The organism is Paenibacillus konkukensis (assembly GCF_023523925.1).
Taxonomy (GTDB): domain Bacteria; phylum Bacillota; class Bacilli; order Paenibacillales; family NBRC-103111; genus Paenibacillus_S; species Paenibacillus_S doosanensis.
Genome location: NZ_CP027059.1, coordinates 3,315,001 through 3,331,412, shown reverse-complemented (window position 1 = coordinate 3,331,412; position 16,412 = coordinate 3,315,001). Strand labels below are relative to the sequence as shown.

Here is a 16,412-nt window from a genome sequence, read left to right as displayed (position 1 = left end):
CCTCTGTCTGTGAAAGCTTGTGAAAGCGGATTGCGGGCTCTACCCGGGCAACAGCCCGATACGCTCCAGCAGCCACCAGAGAGCCTGCAGGAAAATAGCCGCCGAGCCGTAAATCACCAAAGCGCGGTAGCCCGCTTTTTTGCGCAGCCATAAGAGGATCGGCATGACGGCCGCCACGACGGCCAATTGGCCGGTTTCGACGCCGAGGTTAAAGGTGAGAAGCGAGCTGGCGAAGGCATATGGGGGCAGTCCGATTTCTCCGAGCGCGCCGGCGAATCCCATGCCGTGAATGAGGCCGAACACGAAGGTTACCAGCCAGCGCTGCTCGTGCCTGGACGACCATATGTTTTCGAGCGCCACATAGCAGATCGTCGCCGCGATACCGGCTTCGACCCAGCTGGAGGATGGGTGAATCCATCCCGTCGACGCTGCGATCAGCGTGATGCTGTGAGCGACGGTGAAGGCGGTGACGATGCGAAGCATGTCCATGTAACGCCCCGCGATCAACAGGAGCGAGAACAGGAAGAGCAGATGGTCGTAGCCGGTCAAAATATGCTCGATGCCCAGGACGAAGTAACGCCAAACCGTCGTCAAGGCCGTAGCCGGATGCAGCGATTGATAGCGATAGGTGCGGTGCTGGGCGTCGAAGATCGTCTGGTCCGCATCGTCGCCGTCCAAAATAACGGCAAAATTCAAATGATTCGGGTCTGCATCGTCAAAAAGCAGGTTATATTGAATAGTAAAGCCGCTTATCGGTTGAGCGCTAGTATAATAGAGAGAGAAGCTGACGCCGGGAATCGATTCCTTCTCGGTCCGCTGCCAGCCGCGGAAGCTGAACTCCATATCCGTCATGTCCTGCTGAAGCTGCAAATGCGCTCGGAGCTCTTGCTCGATTTGCGCTTGCTGGGAGGATAGTTCGTTTTCCGTCAGGCGGCCGTCATGGTCGGTATCGTAGGCGGTCAAGCTATACTCGGGAATAAAGAGCCGGTAGTCCACTCCGGTTTCCTGCACCGTAATTTCCGAATAGCCGTTGTTCAGAGGATGAGCCTGGGACGTTTCTCTATCATTGCTAATGCAAAAAAAAGATGCTAAAATTAATAGAATTAAACACCGACGTATATTTACACTCATGGATCGACTCATCTTACACCTCTATTATGTTGGATTACCTACTACATCATAACGAATTTCGACCATGAATCAAATAGACGCGTTAGTCTTGGGAGGAATGGCATATGCTGCGTTTGGGGCAAAAAGTATATATCGTCGCAGACCGTTTTGAGCAAAATTTGCCTGTGGGGGATTACGGATACATTATCGCTTACGACCGCAATGCGGATAACGTGTTTGATTATGTGGTTCGCGTTCCTAAAATAAACAAGCATTTTTTCGTTGCCGCCGATGATATCGAGCTGGAGGAAGTGCTCATTCAGCAGGAGGTCGACCGGTTGGAGCGGGAAGCGCTGATCGATTTCGCGCTGGCTACGAAGAACGAAGAGCTGTTCCGCCGCATTATGAACGGGGACGAAGAACCGGAAGAGGCCGCCGAGGCCGCGAAGGATGTTATGTCTCAGGAAGATTTTATTAAGCAGGTCAATTTGAAAGCTTGGATTTGAAATATGACCAACGGCAGTCCCATTCGGAGCTTTTCCGGAGGCGGGCTGTTTTTGCTGTTTGGAAATTGCTTTAGATCGTCGGCCACTTTGGGGGATTTGTTTGTGTATGCGCTTCTGGGCAATTGAGTTCAATATACATCTGGTCTATAATGTTAAGGATGAGTTTTCGGTGAATTTGTCGAAAATGGAAGTGACTACGAAGCGGGGGGAGTCAAGTGAGTATTACAATCAAAGATGTAGAGCATGTGGCGAAATTGGCGAGGCTGGAACTCAGCAATCAAGAGAATGAACAGCTCACGGAGCAGTTGAACGCCATCTTAAAATATGCAGAGAAACTCAATGAGCTGGACACGGACCATGTGGAGCCGACCAGCCATCCGATGCCGCTGTCCAATGTGATGCGCGAAGATACGGCCAGAGAGTCGCTGCCGCTTGAGAAGGTGCTGCTGAACGCGCCTGACGAGGAAGACGGCCAAATTAGAGTGCCTGCCGTTTTGGAATAGCCGATCGATACAGCTGAAGGGAGGATGCAGTTTTGTCTTTATTTGATCTCAAATTACAAGAAATACATAGCAAGCTCAGCGCCAAGGAGCTTTCCGTCTCCGACCTGGTGAACGCTTCGTACGAGCGAATCGGTCAGGTGGAAGATAAAGTCAAGGCGTTTTTGACGCTGGATGAAGAGAACGCCCGCAAGACGGCGCAATTATTGGACGAGCAGCTCGGCAAAAGCGATGAGAGAGGGCTGCTTTTCGGTCTGCCGATCGGCATCAAAGACAATATTGTGACCGAAGGCGTAACGACGACTTGCGCCAGCCAATTTCTGCGGAATTTCAACCCCGTTTACGACGCTACGGTAGTCCGGAAATTGAAAGAGGCGCAAGCCGTATCCGTCGGCAAGCTGAACATGGACGAATTTGCGATGGGCGGTTCCAACGAAAATTCGAGCTTCCACACCACCTATAACCCATGGAACACCGAATATGTTCCGGGCGGCTCCAGCGGCGGCTCCGCGGCGGCGGTTGCGGCGGGCGAGGTGTATTTCTCGCTCGGCTCCGACACGGGCGGCTCCATCCGCCAGCCGGCGGCTTACTGCGGCATCGTCGGGATGAAGCCGACCTACGGCCTCGTATCCCGTTTCGGCCTAGTCGCGTTCGCCTCTTCCTTGGACCAGATCGGTCCGCTGAGCAAAAACGTCGAGGACAGCGCCTACCTGCTGCAGGCGATCGCCGGACATGATCCGCAGGATTCCACTTCGGCCAACGTGAACATCCCGGATTACTTGAGCGCTTTGACCGGCGACGTTCAAGGCTTGCGCATTGCGGTGCCGAAGGAATACATGGGAGAAGGAATCGACCCGCAAGTCCGCGAAGCGGTTGTTAGCGCGCTGAAGGTGCTCGAAGGTCTCGGCGCCGTCGTCGAGGAAGTGTCTCTTCCTCATACGGAATACGCGGTAGCATCTTATTATTTGCTGGCTTCGTCGGAGGCGTCCTCCAACCTGGCCCGCTTTGACGGCGTGCGCTACGGCGTGCGTGCGGACAATCCGAAAAACCTGCTCGATCTGTACCTGAAATCGCGCAGCGAAGGCTTTGGACCGGAAGTGAAGCGGCGGATTATGCTGGGGACCTATTCCTTGAGCTCCGGCTACTACGACGCTTATTATCTGAAAGCGCAAAAAGTGCGCACCCTAATCAAGCAAGATTTCGATAAAGTATTCGAACAATACGACGTGGTGATCGGGCCTACGGCGCCGACGACGGCTTTCAAAGTCGGTTCGCAGGTGGACGATCCGATCACGATGTATTTGAACGATATATTGACGATTCCGGTCAACCTTGCGGGCATTCCGGCGATCAGCGTTCCTTGCGGCTTGGCGGACGGCCTGCCGGTCGGCTTGCAAATTATCGGCAAAGCGCTGGACGAGTCGACCGTACTGCGCGTAGCCCATGCTTACGAGCAGCATACCGATCATCATAAACGGCGTCCGCAGCTGTAAGAGAATAGACGAAAGGAGCAAGCGAAGCATGTCAGCAACCGAAACAAAATATGAAACGGTCATCGGGCTGGAGGTTCACGTCGAGCTTCACACCAAGTCCAAAATTTTTTGCGGATGCTCCACCGAATTCGGAGCTCCGCCGAATACCCATACATGCCCGGTCTGTCTAGGCTACCCGGGCGTTCTGCCGGTGCTTAACAAGCAGGCGGTAGAGTACGCGATGAAAGCGGCGATGGCGCTGAACTGCCAAATTGCGACGGAGAGTAAATTCGACCGCAAAAACTACTTCTACCCCGATTCGCCGAAGGCGTATCAAATCTCCCAGTACGACAAGCCGATCGGCGAGCACGGCTGGATCGAGATCGAAGTGAACGGACAGACGAAGCGAATCGGCGTGACCCGCGTCCATCTCGAAGAAGATGCGGGCAAGCTGACGCATGTGGACGGCGGTTACGCAACGCTGGCGGACTACAACCGCGTAGGAACCCCGCTGATCGAGATCGTGTCCGAGCCGGATCTGCGTTCGCCCGAAGAGGCGCGCGCTTATTTGGAGAAGCTGAAGGCGATTATGCAGTATTGCGACGTTTCCGACGTCAAGATGGAGGAAGGCTCGCTGCGCTGCGACGCGAATATCAGTATTCGCCCGTACGGCCAGGAGAAGTTCGGCACAAGAGCGGAGCTGAAGAACATGAACTCGTTCCGCGGCGTGCAGAGAGGGCTTGAGTACGAGGAATGGCGTCAAGCGGATATTTTGGACGGCGGCGGCGAAGTCGTGCAGGAGACGCGCCGCTGGGACGAAGCCCAAGGCAAGACGCTGACGATGCGCGGCAAAGAGGAAGCGCATGATTACCGCTACTTCCCGGACCCGGATCTGGTGCGGCTCTACATCGACGACGAATGGAAGGAGCGCGTGCGCGTAAGCATTCCCGAGCTTCCGGATGCCCGCAAGAAGCGCTATATCGAGGAATACAGCCTTCCTAGCTATGACGCGGAAGTGATTACATCCTCGATGAAGCTGGCCGATTTCTTCGAAGAGAGCCTGAACTATACGAAGGACGCCAAAGCCGTGTCCAACTGGATTATGGGCGATTTGCTCGGCTATTTGAACGCCAACAATCTTGAGCTGCAGGACGTCAAGATTACCGGCAAAGGGCTGGGCGAGATGATCGGCTTGATAGAAAAAGGAACGATCAGCAGCAAAATTGCCAAAACGGTCTTTAAAGCGATGCTGGAAACCGGCAAAGCTCCGCAAACGATCGTAGAGGAACAGGGCTTGGTGCAAATCAGCGACGAAGGCGCCATTAAAGCGGTCGTGGAGCAGGTGATCGCGAATAATCCGCAGTCCGTCGCCGATTTCAAGGCGGGCAAGGATAAAGCCGTCGGCTTCCTCGTCGGCCAGGTGATGAAGGAAACCAAAGGTAAAGCCAATCCGGGATTAGTTAACAAACTGATTGTGGAGTGCTTGAATCAATAGAAGGCGCAGTGAAGGAGAAGAAGTCGTACGCAGTCATGTTGCGTAAACGGCTTCTTTTTTTCGTAAAAAGGAGTTTTTTCGCGGCGGCTTATTGGGAACGATTGGAATCGGCGCCGTTCTGGTGTATACTTCTAATAACTTGTAAGCAGGAGGGAATCTATGATCCGGTCCATCGATCTATCGAACGACCAGTTGGTGCTGGAGCTTTTGATGCTTCAACAATTGTCCTACCGCGTAGAAGCTGAACGGATCGGCTTTGACGAGATTCCCCCTCTATGGGATTCTCCCAAGACGATAAGAGAAAGCGGCGAGCAATTTTTCGGTTATTTTATAGAGGAGCAATTGGCAGGAGCCGTCTCCGTCAAGCAGAGCGCCAAGGAACTGATCATATGCCGGATGATGGTGCACCCGTCCTTTTTCCGCAGAGGCATCGCCGGCGAATTGCTCCGATTCGCAGAAGGCTGCGCCGTACCCGGACTCCCTATCAAGGTTTCGACCGGAACCAAGAATGATCCCGCCATTCGTCTCTACCGCAAATACGGTTACGAGTCCTGCCAAATTATCGAGATTGCACCGGATGTAACGCTCACCGTATTTTACAAGCAAATGCCCTCGTTGGGCACTTAACGAAAAGCCGTGAAGCGCCGAAAAAAGCGCATCACGGCTTATTTAAACAATAGCTCCGAACTAGCGGACTAGCGGATGATGTAGTCGTCCTTGCGGACAGGAGTGCCGTTTACTATGGCGAGAGGGCCGGAGAAGCCGAGCGTTAGAGCAAGCTCGTCCCGCTTTCTTGTTGTATAACGGACGCTGACACCTTTAGCTTCCGTTCCGCTCTCCTGGATGGTCGGCTGGAACAGCGCTTGCCGAGTCTGTGCCGCGGCGGCAAACTGGGCCAAATTGTTAATGCCGAGCCGGGCCGCTTCTTCCGCGGAGATAGCTTCCATAACGACTCCGTTCAAGCCGTCGACCAGCGGACTGGCGATGGAGAAGCGGTCTGAGCGCTCTTCCGCCGTGAACGGGTTCATCAAGTGAAAAACGATGTATATATGGCCAACCTTCCCGCAGCCGCTGCGTTCGGCAAATGTCCAATCTCCCTTGGGCAGACAGCCGACAAGCCCCGGATGAGCCGTCGTATCCTCGGCCGGGACCGCCCACAGCTGAATCGCGGTATCTTGATGCAGGAGAACTTCGCCGTAATTGCTGGCGTGACGGTCGTCGCCTTCCTTGTATTTGGCTCCCGGATGGAAGAAGAACGCCTGATTCACGCCTTCCTGGGCTGCCGGGTCCGTCAGCGGCAGCGTAATGTCCCAGCGCTGCTGCTCGTTATCGAATTCCTCGCGGCGCTCCCAGATGCCTCCTGCGGCATAGTCCGGCGTTATATACGCGTACGTATGCGCTTCTTCCTGCACCTGGCCGTTCGCTCCGGCGAAACGGATTTTCCGCTTCAGCTCCTCCGCTCCGCTGCGTTCTACGCCCCGTTTATAAATGCTCTCCGGGATTTGGTACGTGTACAAATACGCTCCTTCCAATCGGGTAATGACAGAAGGCTGCGGAAAGTCGCCGAATTGGATATAATCGAGCAAGGTGTTATTATCCTTCGGCCCGTCATGGGGCCATTGCCTGGATTGCGCTCCGACCCATGCGCCCTTCAGGTAGACATCGGCGCGCAGGCTCCACAGATGCTCCAGCATGGCCGTAACCGTCTCGCGAACCGCAGAATCGTCTACAACCTGCCACACGCAGGTAAACGACTGAATCCAGTGCCAATGCCACGGCAATGCGCCATATTCCTTGAAGCCGAAAGTGCGGATATGCTCCAGCTGCTGTTTGGCGAAGCGCAGTCCTTGTCCGAGCAGCTCCTGATCGTCGAATTGATGCCCGAGCAGCAGCTTGAGCGACGTGTGCTTAGCTTCATGATGATGGATTTGCTCCAGCTGCTGACGGTACACGCTGCTTTGATACATATGAACAATTGCGATATTCAGCTCGCTCTTCAGCTCCAGAGGGAGTACGTCCTGATATTGGTTATAAAATAAGATGATTAAGCAGCCCATCAGCTCCACGGGAAGTCCGCTTGGCTTCGCCGCAGCAGGGTCGCTGCCGAGATTCAGCGGCCAATGGCCGTACATCGGATGCTCCGGATGCTGCATTTGCAGGCTCAGCACTCTACTGATCATGCCGGACGCAAGCTTCAGCGCATTTTGGCGTTCGGTTTCGCCGAGTTCGGGACATGTCCCCGGATCTGAGCAATAAGCAAACAAATGAATGGCGTAGTAGAAGTTATCGCGCACATCGCTATGGAACCAGAAGCCGCTCGGCAGGAGGGGCAGCTCCAGCGCTTTGTTGGCGGCCAGCTTGCGGATGGCGTTGCGTCTTTCTATAAAAGCTTGAGAATAGGTGGTCATGTGACGTCCTCCGTTTTAGTCGATGCAAAATTAACGCTTTAAACGTTTCATCCCTACCCTTTAGTGTAGCGTCATCGGAGGGGAAGTCAACTGCAAGCCAAATTTTTTGGATGAATTTGAAGGGGGCGAACGGCAGCCTGACGTCTTATACTTAGAACAACATGCAAAGGCGGTGAAACGATGGAGCAATTGACGGATGAGCAGTTGGTCGACCAGATCCGTCAAGGCGATGAAGAAGCCTACCGCTTCTTAATCGAGCGGCATAAGCATTACATTTATACCCTCGTATATCGCATGGTCGAGCATCGCGAAACCGCCGAAGATTTGACGCAGGAAATTTTCATTAAACTGTACCGGTCGCTGGTTCATTTTCGGGGGACGCCAAGTTTACAACTTGGGTATACCGCTTAACGGTCAATTTGGTTACGGATTACCGCCGTTCGCAGCGCCGCAAGCCGTACGAAGCGATTTTGGATAAAGTCAAGGGCTGGTTCGGCAACCGTATGGAAGAGCCGGAAGCCGCGGCGCTGCAAAAAGAAGAGCAGCAGACGATGCTGCGGCTGTTATCCGAGCTTCCCGACAAATATAGACTGATTCTTTATTTGTATCATTACAAGCAGCTCAGCTATCAGGAGATTGCCGAAGCGACGCAGCTTCCGCTCAAAACCATCGAAACCAGACTGTATCGGGGCAAGGCGCTGCTCAAACAAAAATGGCAGGAGGTACGCTACAATGAACAAACATCATCTGCATCCGGACGACCGCGCTCTTCAACAATTTCTAAATAATGCTTGCTCCGAGCTGGAGCTGAAAAAAATCGGACGGCATATTCAATCCTGTCCGGTCTGCCGGACCCGACTTCGCGCGTATCTCGATATGGAATCGCTTCTTGATTCGCTGCCGCTCCTCCACGCTTCGCCAGGCCTTGAAGATCGGGTGATGCAAGCTATTGCCGCCCCACCGCGAGCCGCAAGCGGGCAGCCGGAAGCCCGTCCGGCAAGCGCACGGAAGCCGCGATGGCGCGCCGAGCTGCTGCACGGACTGGTGGCTGCTGCAGCCACTTACTTGTTCGTGTCCTCCGGCGTCCTAGGCAAAATCATTTCCATTAACGCCGAGCAATGGGGCGCCGACGTGCAGAGCAAGGTCGCCGCAGTCGAATGGATCGTGCAGCGGCTCTCTAGCTGATCCGGTCCGGATGTAACAGCCGCTCTGAGCTTAACGTATATTTCCGCAAAAAAAGCTGTGTAATGAATGGAGGTCAATTCTAGATGGAAGAACAACGCAAAGAACCTATTGCAAATGAAGAAGAGAGAGAAGACGAATTTTTGCGGGAGCGGATGGAACGATGGAACCAGCCTCACTCAAACCGCCAACCGCCGTTTGATCCGTTTCGGATAGCGCCGCGCAAGAGCAAAATCATCGCCTGTCTGTTATCTTTCCTGATTCCCGGAACCGGCCAGCTGTATCTCGGTCTCATGCAGCGGGGCATGATGATTATGCTGCTGCTTATATTGGATATATTCGCTATCGTTTTTTTTGCTACAAGCTCCAGTACCAGCATTCCGCTGATCGTGCTGTTTTCCTTGTTCGTGCCGGTCATTTATTTTTACAACATTTTCGATGCGCTGCAGCAAACCGACAAGGTGAACGGGCAATGGGGAGGCTTATACTCCGATTCCTTCGGCGAGCCGGGAGGGAACGGAGGATTGACGGGACGCAAGTGGCCGAAGGGGAGCACGCTCGGTTACCTGCTCATTATCGGCGGCGTCTTTCTATTTCTCGTCAGCAGCAAGCCGGAGTGGCTTAACCGGATTTTCGATCTCCTAGGTTCCTCGATCGGCGCGGTCATTTTGATCGTCGTAGGAGTCGTGCTGTTTTTGCGGGAATCGACTAAAAAATAAAGCGTCCGGCAAAGCGGACCAAGGTAGAGAGGAGACATGATGTATGCATAAAGCAGGCCGTTATACAGCCGCTCTTCTCCTAGTCGCCGTCGGCGCTTCGGTTATTGCGGATCAATATGCGGGGTCGCATTGGACCGATATGCTGATTCAGTGGTGGCCGGTGCTGTTTGTGGCGCTCGGAATCGAGTACATTTTATTTAATATGAAATACGGAGAGAGCGAAAAACAGCTGAAGCTCGATATTGGAGGAGTCGTCTTCGCCGTGGTGATTTCGGCGCTGGTTATAGGCAGCACGCAGTCGGCTTCCGCCTTGCGCAATTGGTTCGGCCATTTTGATCTGGGCGGTGCCATGAACTCTATTACGAAGGGAGAAAGCCGCAAGTTTGATAAGGGCGTCACGGAGATTCCCATTGACGCGGGGGTCAACCGCATCGTCGTGAAAAATCCTTCCGGAGGAAATATCGTCCTCCAACAGGGAACCGCTGACGAGCTGCAAATTCAGTCTATCGTATACGTAGCGCTGGAGGATGAGCAGGAGGCCGGACGTATCGCGGAGCAAACCCGGCTGGAGCACAGCGTCGGCGGCGGCACGCTCACGATCAAGGCGGAAGGCAATACGGCGGTTAGCGGGTTTTGGCAGCAGTTTTTGGTGAGGACGGATCTGGTGATCAGCGTTCCGCCGCATGCCGACGTCGATATGAATGTTGAATCATCCAACGGGCAAATAACGGCCGGGCAGCTGAAATTCCCTAAGGAATTCAAGGCCAACACGACGAACGGGACCATTCAGCTTTCTTCGCTGGAAGCGCGCAAAGTAGATCTGGAATCAACGAATGCCCGCATCGTCATAACGGATAGCATAGGAAAATTGCGGGCCGAGACGACCAACGGCGAGATTCAGGTAACAGGCCATCAAGGGGATGTGGAGCTGGAGTCGACCAACGGCGGCTTGACCTTAAGCCAAGTGAGCGGCAGTATGGACGTCGAGACGACGAACGGCAACATTCAAATCAGCGAGGCGCCTCAAGCCGTCAAAGCCCGTACGACCAACGGGTCGGTGGAAGTAAGCGCTCATAAGGTTGACGGAGATTGGAGCGTGGAAACAAGTCATGGCGATATCCGGTTAGAACTTCCTTCCGCAGGGGATTATACCGTTAAAGGCTCCGGCGAAAACGGAAGCATCCGCTCGGAGCTGCCGCTGGATATAGGCAAAAAATCGGTGAACGGCACTGTCGGCAGCGGCAAAAATAAAATTCAGATTGACACGAAAGGGTCCATTTCGATCCGAAGATCCAGCTGATCCTTTCGGCGATTTCCCCGGGTGAAAGGGCCCTCATGGATTGACAAACCGCTTCCGAGCCGCATAGAATAGATTGATACTCTTTTCTCGGATTAGGCGGTGAGACAGCATGGATGAACGATTGGAGCAAGCGTTGCAAAAGTTAAGGCAGTTGGGCGTGCGCATGACCCCGCAAAGACATGCCATTCTCGCCTATTTATTGAATACGATGAGCCATCCTACGGCGGATGAGATTTATAAAGCGCTAGCTCCGCAATTTCCAAGCATGAGCGTAGCGACGGTCTATAATAATCTGAAGGTGTTTATCGAAGTCGGATTGGTCAGGGAAATGACGTACGGAGATCATTCCAGCCGCTTCGATGCGGATATGTCCGATCATTATCATGCTTTGTGCGAGGAATGCGGCAAACTGGTCGATTTCGCTTACAAGCCGCTTGACGATCTGGAGAAGACGGCCGGACAGGAGACGGGCTTTCTTGTCAAAAGCCATCGTGTGGAAGTGTACGGTATATGCGCGGAATGCGCTACGGCGAAGCGGGCATAACAATTGCGTGGAATGGCGCGCGGCAAATAAGGTATAATGGACGTGCTTAGGCTAACTTGTCTGACAAGTGGCTTTTCGCACGTCTTTTTTGTTAATATAATACAGAGATTACTAGAGTCAACATGGGAGTGAAGTAATGGAACTCGATAATAGGACTTACAGATCTAAGCGAAGAAAGTCGAAAAAATGGCGCGTTTGGACACTGCTGTCCGCTATCCTGCTCGGAGCCGCGGCTGTATGGTTTTGGGATGAATACGTCCCTACCGGCAAGCATGAGGACCCTTCCTTTGACGGTATGGGTAAGCCTATTTTCTATCAAGGGAGCATGCTCGACAAGCCGGCGCAGGGCCAGGCGGAGAGCCTGAAGCTGCCCTTCGACATTGTGAAGGAACTGGTGGACCCGACGATGATTTACGAGGCGGCCAGCGATTCTACTATCATAACGACTCAGGACAAAGTGGTGCGCCTCAGAACCAGTCAATTGACGGGACTGATGAACGAGAAGCCTTTCAACCTTAAATTTCCTTTGGAGAAGATAGACGGGACTTTATATTTGCCTATGGAACCGCTCAAGCAGCTGTACCGGATCGAGCTGAGAGAGTCGGCCGATACCGGGGCCGTAATAATGGCTAAGGAAGGCGATGCCATCCGCTGGGCAGGGGCGGCTTCCTACCCGGATAAGCCGGATAAAACCGTCGCCATGCGCAAAGAGCCTTCGATCAAATCTCCCATTCTTGCCGATTTAAAGCAAGGAGAGGAAGTGATGATCTGGTCGGAGGACGCCGAATGGTATCGGGTACAGCTCAAGAACGGGTATTTAGGCTACGTTAAGAAAGGGCAGCTTGCGTCTGAACGGACGGAGACGATTCCGAAGGATGAGCAGCCTCCGAGCTTTGTGCCTCCGAAACTGGCCGGGGGGAAGATCAACATGACGTGGGAGCAGGTAGCCGGCCCCAAAAATCCGGATACGAGCAAAATTCCGGCGATGCCCGGACTTAACGTCGTAAGCCCTACCTGGTTTCATCTTGACGACGCCGAGGGCAACTTGAAGAACCTGGCTGACCCGGCTTACGTCAAATGGGCGCATAATCAAAACTATCAAGTATGGGCGCTCTTCGATAACGGATTCGAGCCTAAGCAGACCTCGGAGGCCTTATCCTCCTACGACAAAAGAATGAAGATGATCAAGCAGCTTCTCAGCTATGCGCAGCTGTACTCTTTGCAAGGAATCAACATTGATTTCGAGAACGTCAATACGAAGGACAAAGACAATCTCGTCCAATTCGTGCGTGAAATGGTTCCTTTAATGCACGAGCAGGGGCTTGTCGTCTCGATGGACGTGACCCCGAAGTCGGGGAGCGAGATGTGGTCGGCATTCTATGACCGCAAAGCACTTATCGAATCTTTGGATTATATGATGATTATGGCATACGACGAATTTTGGGCGAGCAGTCCGACGGCCGGCTCGGTCGCATCGCTGCCGTGGGTCGAGAAGAACGTCGTGAAGCTGATGCAAGAGGATAACATTCCCGCCGACAAGCTTATTCTCGGAGTTCCTTTCTACACCCGAATATGGACGGAGGAGACGGTGAACGGCAAGAAGAAGGTCAGCTCGCGCGCGGTGTACATGGACAATCCGCAGAAAGTGATCAAGGAAAAGAACCTTACCCCGGTATTTTTGCCGGAAGCGGGACAAAATTATGTGGAGTATAAAGACGGGGACAAACTGATCAAAATATGGATCGAAGACGAGGTTTCCATGAAAGCGCGCATGGACCTTGTGAAGAAGTATAAACTGGCAGGCGTCGCTTCCTGGAGAAGGGGCTACGAAAACCCGGCCATCTGGGAGCTTATCCGTACTTCATTGGCCCAATGAGCAGGCTGTTGACACAGCTTTGCGGCATACCAAAAAAACTGGCCTCTTTCACTGCCGTCAAGGCGGGAGAGAGCCAGTTTTTTGTCTAGCCATAGAACGATCCCGGCGGATTGTTTGGACGCCGATCCAGCCGAAGCTGGATGCGGACGGAATAAGCTTCAGAGCATCACGTCACTTTTGGGGGATTTGTTCCATTCGCCGGCGTTCGGCGGCCGTAGAGGGGAATGGCCGAACGGCTATCCGTTTACATTGGCGTTGGCTTTTGCAGTCGGATCGTGAGCGGGGTCCAGAGACAGGATCGTTTTACAGAACATGCAGCGGTCGGTTTTGCCGAGAATTTTGGTCTGCTTCCCGCATTCCGGACATTCCACGACAGTCGTGCTGGTGGACATCATCCCCGCCCAGAAGTAGACGGCCATACTGGCCAGCATCGAGATAGCGCCGAGCACCATAAATACGCCCGCCATAATTTTTCCGAACGTTCCCCAGTTAAAAACGATCCCTGCGAGTCCTACAATCATCAGCAGCATGCCGCCTAAAGTAAGCAGCAGCCCCCACAGTCTGAACTCATTGACTTTACTGGATTTTAACCTCAACATTGGTCACTTCTTTCTTGTAATATAAATTGTGATATTTGTCACGAATGCGATGCAGGAGAAAGACCCGCATTTGTAGAAATAAGATGCATCATGGAATGGACTATAGGAGGCTGCAGCGATGAATGCCCTAAAGGAACAACGGGTTGCTACGCTCCGGGATGATGACGCGGTTATCAGCATATTGGCGGTGGATAATCCGTCGATGTTTTCTGCGGTTACGGACGGATTCGATCTCCTGCTGCTTGTCGTTACCGACGAAGACCAGCGAACAAACCAACAGTATCATTATATAAAAGACAACTGTCGTATACAAGAAAGATGGCTAAGCATTTCCGAACTAAGCCGGCTTATTGTGCACGGAGAGCATCGCAACCTCATTTACTGGATCTTAAAAGGAGAGATTCTTCTGGATAAGAATACGTATTTGGAAGGCTTGCGGCATCGGATGCTGGAGTTTCCTCCGGATATGCGCGAACATAAGCTATTGATCGAGTTCGCCCGTTTTCTGCGGAGATATTTGGACAGCAAGGAATATGTGCTGTACGACCATTTGCTTGATGCGTATAACGATATCCTCGAAGCTCTGCATCATTGGGCGCGGATCGTCATTATCGAGGCGGGCATCCATCCCGAGATTACCGTCTGGCGGCAGGTCAAGAACATCAATCCGGGCGTATACAAGCTGTATGAGGAGCTGACGTTAAGCAACGAGACGCTGAAGCAAAGAGTTCAACTCGTGCTGCTTGCCTGCGAGTTCTCCGTCATGTCCAAGATGGAGCGCTGCTGCAAGCCGCTGCTCGATGTATTGTCAAGTCGCGAGGAAGCTTGGAGCCTGCAGGAGCTTCAGCAGATCGACAAGCTGTCCGACATTCAGTTCGAGCTTCCGCTTATTCTGAATAAGCTGGTCAAAAAATCGTTGACCAAAGAGATCATTTATACCGTGGATGAGCAGGTGTCTACGTTTGAGATCCGCTATCTGAACAGCTGAATCGGGAAAGAGATAAGGAACGGGAAGCGACAATATCTTTTTTTTCTGATATAATAAAGTGAATTGAATAGCCACTAGGGGAGCCCTATTATGCGGGGCTGAGATAAGGAAGCCGTTCCTTGACCCTTGGAACCTGATACGGCATGTTGCATTAACATGCTTCTGGATGATACCAGCGTAGGGAAGTGGACGAACGTAACGATGCCGACCGACGGCTTTCGTACAAAGTCAACCCTTGCGCGGGTTGACTTTTTTGTTTGGAAAACGATGCGCAGCCGTTCATGTACGACGGAATTTGTTCTGTGCGTCATCAACTGCAGCGGAAAGCGGGGTGTCTCATCATGAAGCTGATTATTAACGGGGAACCGCGCGAGATCGCGGAGGTATCCTCTGTCGCCGATTTGCTGGTGTCGTTTAAGCTGGAGCAAAAAATATTGGTCATCGAGCTGAACCGGGAAATCGTGGAACGTTCCGCTTATGCGGATACGCTTTTGAAGGACGGCGACTCGCTTGAAATCGTCCATTTTGTAGGCGGAGGCTAATAAGCTATTGGCTTATCCGGCATCATTTAGATCATTATTATGGAGGCATTGATCATGAACGATATTTTGAAAATTGGACCTTATGAATTTAAATCCCGCTTGCTTTTGGGCACAGGGAAATTTTCCGCGCTCGATATTCAAAGTGAAGCGGTGCGAGCGTCGGAAGCGGAAATATTGACGTTCGCGATCCGCCGTCTGCCTATCGACAATCCGGAGGCGCCTAACTTTCTTGAAACGCTCGATCTGAAAAAATTCACGCTGCTCCCCAATACGGCCGGCGCTTTTACAGTAGATGAAGCCGTGCGAATAGCCAAACTGGCGAAAGCTTCCGGGTTGTGCGATATGATCAAAGTCGAAGTGATCGGTGATCCGAAAACGCTGCTGCCCGATCCGATAGGTACGCTGGAAGCGACCAAAATTTTGGTCGACTTGGGATTCATCGTTCTTCCGTATACTTCGGATGACCCTATTTTGGCGCGCAAGCTTCAAGAAGCGGGCGCTGCGGCGGTGATGCCGGGGGCATCGCCGATCGGCTCCGGCCAAGGCATTGCGAACCCGAACCAGCTGCGATTTATTATCGAGGAAGCCAAAGTGCCTGTCATCGTGGACGCGGGAATCGGCGGACCGGCCGACGCGGCGCTGGCGATGGAGCTCGGAGCGGATGGCGTTCTTCTTAACACGGCGGTAGCGGGAGCGCAAAATCCCGCGCTTATGGCGGAAGCGTTCAAGCATGCCGTCATCGCCGGCCGCAAAGGGTTTCAAGCCGGCCGCATTCCTAAAAAACGCTACGCGTCTGCCAGCAGCCCCGTAGAAGGTATGATTGAATAACAAAGCGAGGCATGCCTTGGATAAGGTGTGCCTTTTTTATTGTTTAGCGTGCCCAGAGGCACGCATCTTCTAGCCGGTGAAAATCCGGTCGCGGGAGGGGCCAAGCCCCCGCGTAGCTAGGATGCCTGCGTACGGCGAAATCTGTGCGTAGAAGCGCGTCGACGAAAGTACCTGTCAGAGATAGGGCGAGCAAGATACCAGGCCGTAACATGAAGTGAATCCTGCCGCGTCGTCAAAAAGGCCTCGCAAGAGGGGAGAGAGGAAGTCGAACCTCGTGGATATGGGTGAAGACCAAGGAAGCTGCTGGGAACTTGGAGCGGCAGCGAAGAATCCTCCGGCGTAC

General features: G+C 53.1%; 18 protein-coding genes and 1 riboswitch. Of the genes, 15 read left to right on the top strand and 3 right to left on the bottom strand.

Going from position 1 to position 16,412, the window contains the following annotated elements:
• Positions 1 to 39: 39 nt before the first annotated feature.
• A complete protein-coding gene (locus SK3146_RS14290; protein WP_249865656.1) occupies positions 40 to 1,011 on the bottom strand; it encodes a HupE/UreJ family protein in 972 nt (323 codons plus the stop codon).
• Between the two features lie 224 nt (positions 1,012 to 1,235).
• Between SK3146_RS14290 and SK3146_RS14285 the strand changes: the two genes are divergently transcribed.
• From SK3146_RS14285 to SK3146_RS14265, 5 genes are all read left to right on the top strand, one after another.
• Complete coding sequence (locus tag SK3146_RS14285) at positions 1,236 to 1,616, top strand: ATPase (protein WP_249865655.1); 381 nt, start codon at positions 1,236 to 1,238, stop codon at positions 1,614 to 1,616.
• Between the two features lie 215 nt (positions 1,617 to 1,831).
• Positions 1,832 to 2,119, top strand: coding sequence for an Asp-tRNA(Asn)/Glu-tRNA(Gln) amidotransferase subunit GatC (gene gatC, locus SK3146_RS14280; protein WP_249865654.1), 288 nt, complete (start codon positions 1,832 to 1,834; stop codon positions 2,117 to 2,119).
• A gap of 32 nt (positions 2,120 to 2,151) precedes the next feature.
• On the top strand, positions 2,152 to 3,609 hold the full coding sequence (gene gatA, locus SK3146_RS14275; RefSeq protein WP_249865653.1) for an Asp-tRNA(Asn)/Glu-tRNA(Gln) amidotransferase subunit GatA: 1,458 nt from the start codon (positions 2,152 to 2,154) through the stop codon (positions 3,607 to 3,609).
• A gap of 28 nt (positions 3,610 to 3,637) precedes the next feature.
• Positions 3,638 to 5,083: an Asp-tRNA(Asn)/Glu-tRNA(Gln) amidotransferase subunit GatB gene (gatB, locus tag SK3146_RS14270; RefSeq protein WP_249865652.1), complete on the top strand. Its 1,446-nt coding sequence runs from the start codon at positions 3,638 to 3,640 to the stop codon at positions 5,081 to 5,083.
• A 159-nt stretch (positions 5,084 to 5,242) separates the two neighbouring features.
• Positions 5,243 to 5,710 carry a GNAT family N-acetyltransferase gene (locus SK3146_RS14265; protein ID WP_249865651.1) on the top strand — a complete coding sequence of 156 codons (468 nt, stop codon included), beginning with the start codon at positions 5,243 to 5,245 and terminating at the stop codon, positions 5,708 to 5,710.
• A 68-nt stretch (positions 5,711 to 5,778) separates the two neighbouring features.
• Here the strand turns inward: SK3146_RS14265 and SK3146_RS14260 are convergent, their stop codons facing one another.
• Entirely contained in the window at positions 5,779 to 7,491 is a 1,713-nt protein-coding gene (locus SK3146_RS14260) for a hypothetical protein (protein ID WP_249865650.1), read from the bottom strand.
• Between the two features lie 180 nt (positions 7,492 to 7,671).
• Here SK3146_RS14260 and SK3146_RS14255 point away from each other — a divergent pair, with 180 nt between their 5' ends.
• The 7 genes from SK3146_RS14255 (at position 7,672) to SK3146_RS14225 (ending at position 13,112) form a co-directional block, all read left to right on the top strand.
• Positions 7,672 to 7,902 (top strand): RNA polymerase sigma factor, encoded by a 231-nt coding sequence (locus SK3146_RS14255; RefSeq protein WP_249865649.1) that lies wholly within the window; start codon positions 7,672 to 7,674, stop codon positions 7,900 to 7,902.
• A gap of 8 nt (positions 7,903 to 7,910) precedes the next feature.
• The gene (locus SK3146_RS14250; protein ID WP_249865648.1) at positions 7,911 to 8,279 is read left to right on the top strand and encodes an RNA polymerase sigma factor; all 369 of its coding nucleotides are present in this window, start codon (positions 7,911 to 7,913) and stop codon (positions 8,277 to 8,279) included.
• Positions 8,224 to 8,676: an anti-sigma factor family protein gene (locus tag SK3146_RS14245; protein WP_249865647.1), complete on the top strand. Its 453-nt coding sequence runs from the start codon at positions 8,224 to 8,226 to the stop codon at positions 8,674 to 8,676. Before SK3146_RS14250 ends, SK3146_RS14245 begins: the two co-directional genes overlap by 56 nt.
• An 83-nt stretch (positions 8,677 to 8,759) precedes the next feature.
• On the top strand, positions 8,760 to 9,392 hold the full coding sequence (locus SK3146_RS14240; RefSeq protein ID WP_249865646.1) for a hypothetical protein: 633 nt from the start codon (positions 8,760 to 8,762) through the stop codon (positions 9,390 to 9,392).
• A gap of 43 nt (positions 9,393 to 9,435) precedes the next feature.
• Positions 9,436 to 10,692 carry a DUF4097 family beta strand repeat-containing protein gene (locus SK3146_RS14235; RefSeq protein WP_249865645.1) on the top strand — a complete coding sequence of 419 codons (1,257 nt, stop codon included), beginning with the start codon at positions 9,436 to 9,438 and terminating at the stop codon, positions 10,690 to 10,692.
• Positions 10,693 to 10,801: 109 nt separating this feature from the next.
• The gene (perR, locus tag SK3146_RS14230) at positions 10,802 to 11,236 is read left to right on the top strand and encodes a peroxide-responsive transcriptional repressor PerR (RefSeq protein ID WP_249865644.1); all 435 of its coding nucleotides are present in this window, start codon (positions 10,802 to 10,804) and stop codon (positions 11,234 to 11,236) included.
• A 136-nt stretch (positions 11,237 to 11,372) separates the two neighbouring features.
• Positions 11,373 to 13,112, top strand: coding sequence for a glycosyl hydrolase family 18 protein (locus tag SK3146_RS14225; RefSeq protein WP_249865643.1), 1,740 nt, complete (start codon positions 11,373 to 11,375; stop codon positions 13,110 to 13,112).
• 236 nt (positions 13,113 to 13,348) lie between these two features.
• Here the strand turns inward: SK3146_RS14225 and SK3146_RS14220 are convergent, their stop codons facing one another.
• On the bottom strand, positions 13,349 to 13,708 hold the full coding sequence (locus SK3146_RS14220) for a DUF2614 family zinc ribbon-containing protein (protein ID WP_249866297.1): 360 nt from the start codon (positions 13,706 to 13,708) through the stop codon (positions 13,349 to 13,351).
• A 121-nt stretch (positions 13,709 to 13,829) separates the two neighbouring features.
• On the opposite strand from SK3146_RS14220, the gene SK3146_RS14215 reads away from it, so the two are divergent.
• The 3 genes from SK3146_RS14215 to SK3146_RS14205 all read left to right on the top strand — a co-directional run bounded on the left by SK3146_RS14215 (position 13,830) and on the right by SK3146_RS14205 (position 16,069).
• Positions 13,830 to 14,699: a nucleotidyltransferase-like protein gene (locus SK3146_RS14215; RefSeq protein ID WP_249865642.1), complete on the top strand. Its 870-nt coding sequence runs from the start codon at positions 13,830 to 13,832 to the stop codon at positions 14,697 to 14,699.
• A 66-nt stretch (positions 14,700 to 14,765) separates the two neighbouring features.
• Positions 14,766 to 14,900: riboswitch (TPP riboswitch) on the top strand.
• A gap of 140 nt (positions 14,901 to 15,040) precedes the next feature.
• Positions 15,041 to 15,241, top strand: coding sequence for a sulfur carrier protein ThiS (thiS, locus tag SK3146_RS14210; RefSeq protein ID WP_249865641.1), 201 nt, complete (start codon positions 15,041 to 15,043; stop codon positions 15,239 to 15,241).
• A gap of 54 nt (positions 15,242 to 15,295) precedes the next feature.
• Complete coding sequence (locus SK3146_RS14205; protein ID WP_283942822.1) at positions 15,296 to 16,069, top strand: thiazole synthase; 774 nt, start codon at positions 15,296 to 15,298, stop codon at positions 16,067 to 16,069.
• The last annotated feature ends 343 nt before the right edge of the window (positions 16,070 to 16,412 follow it).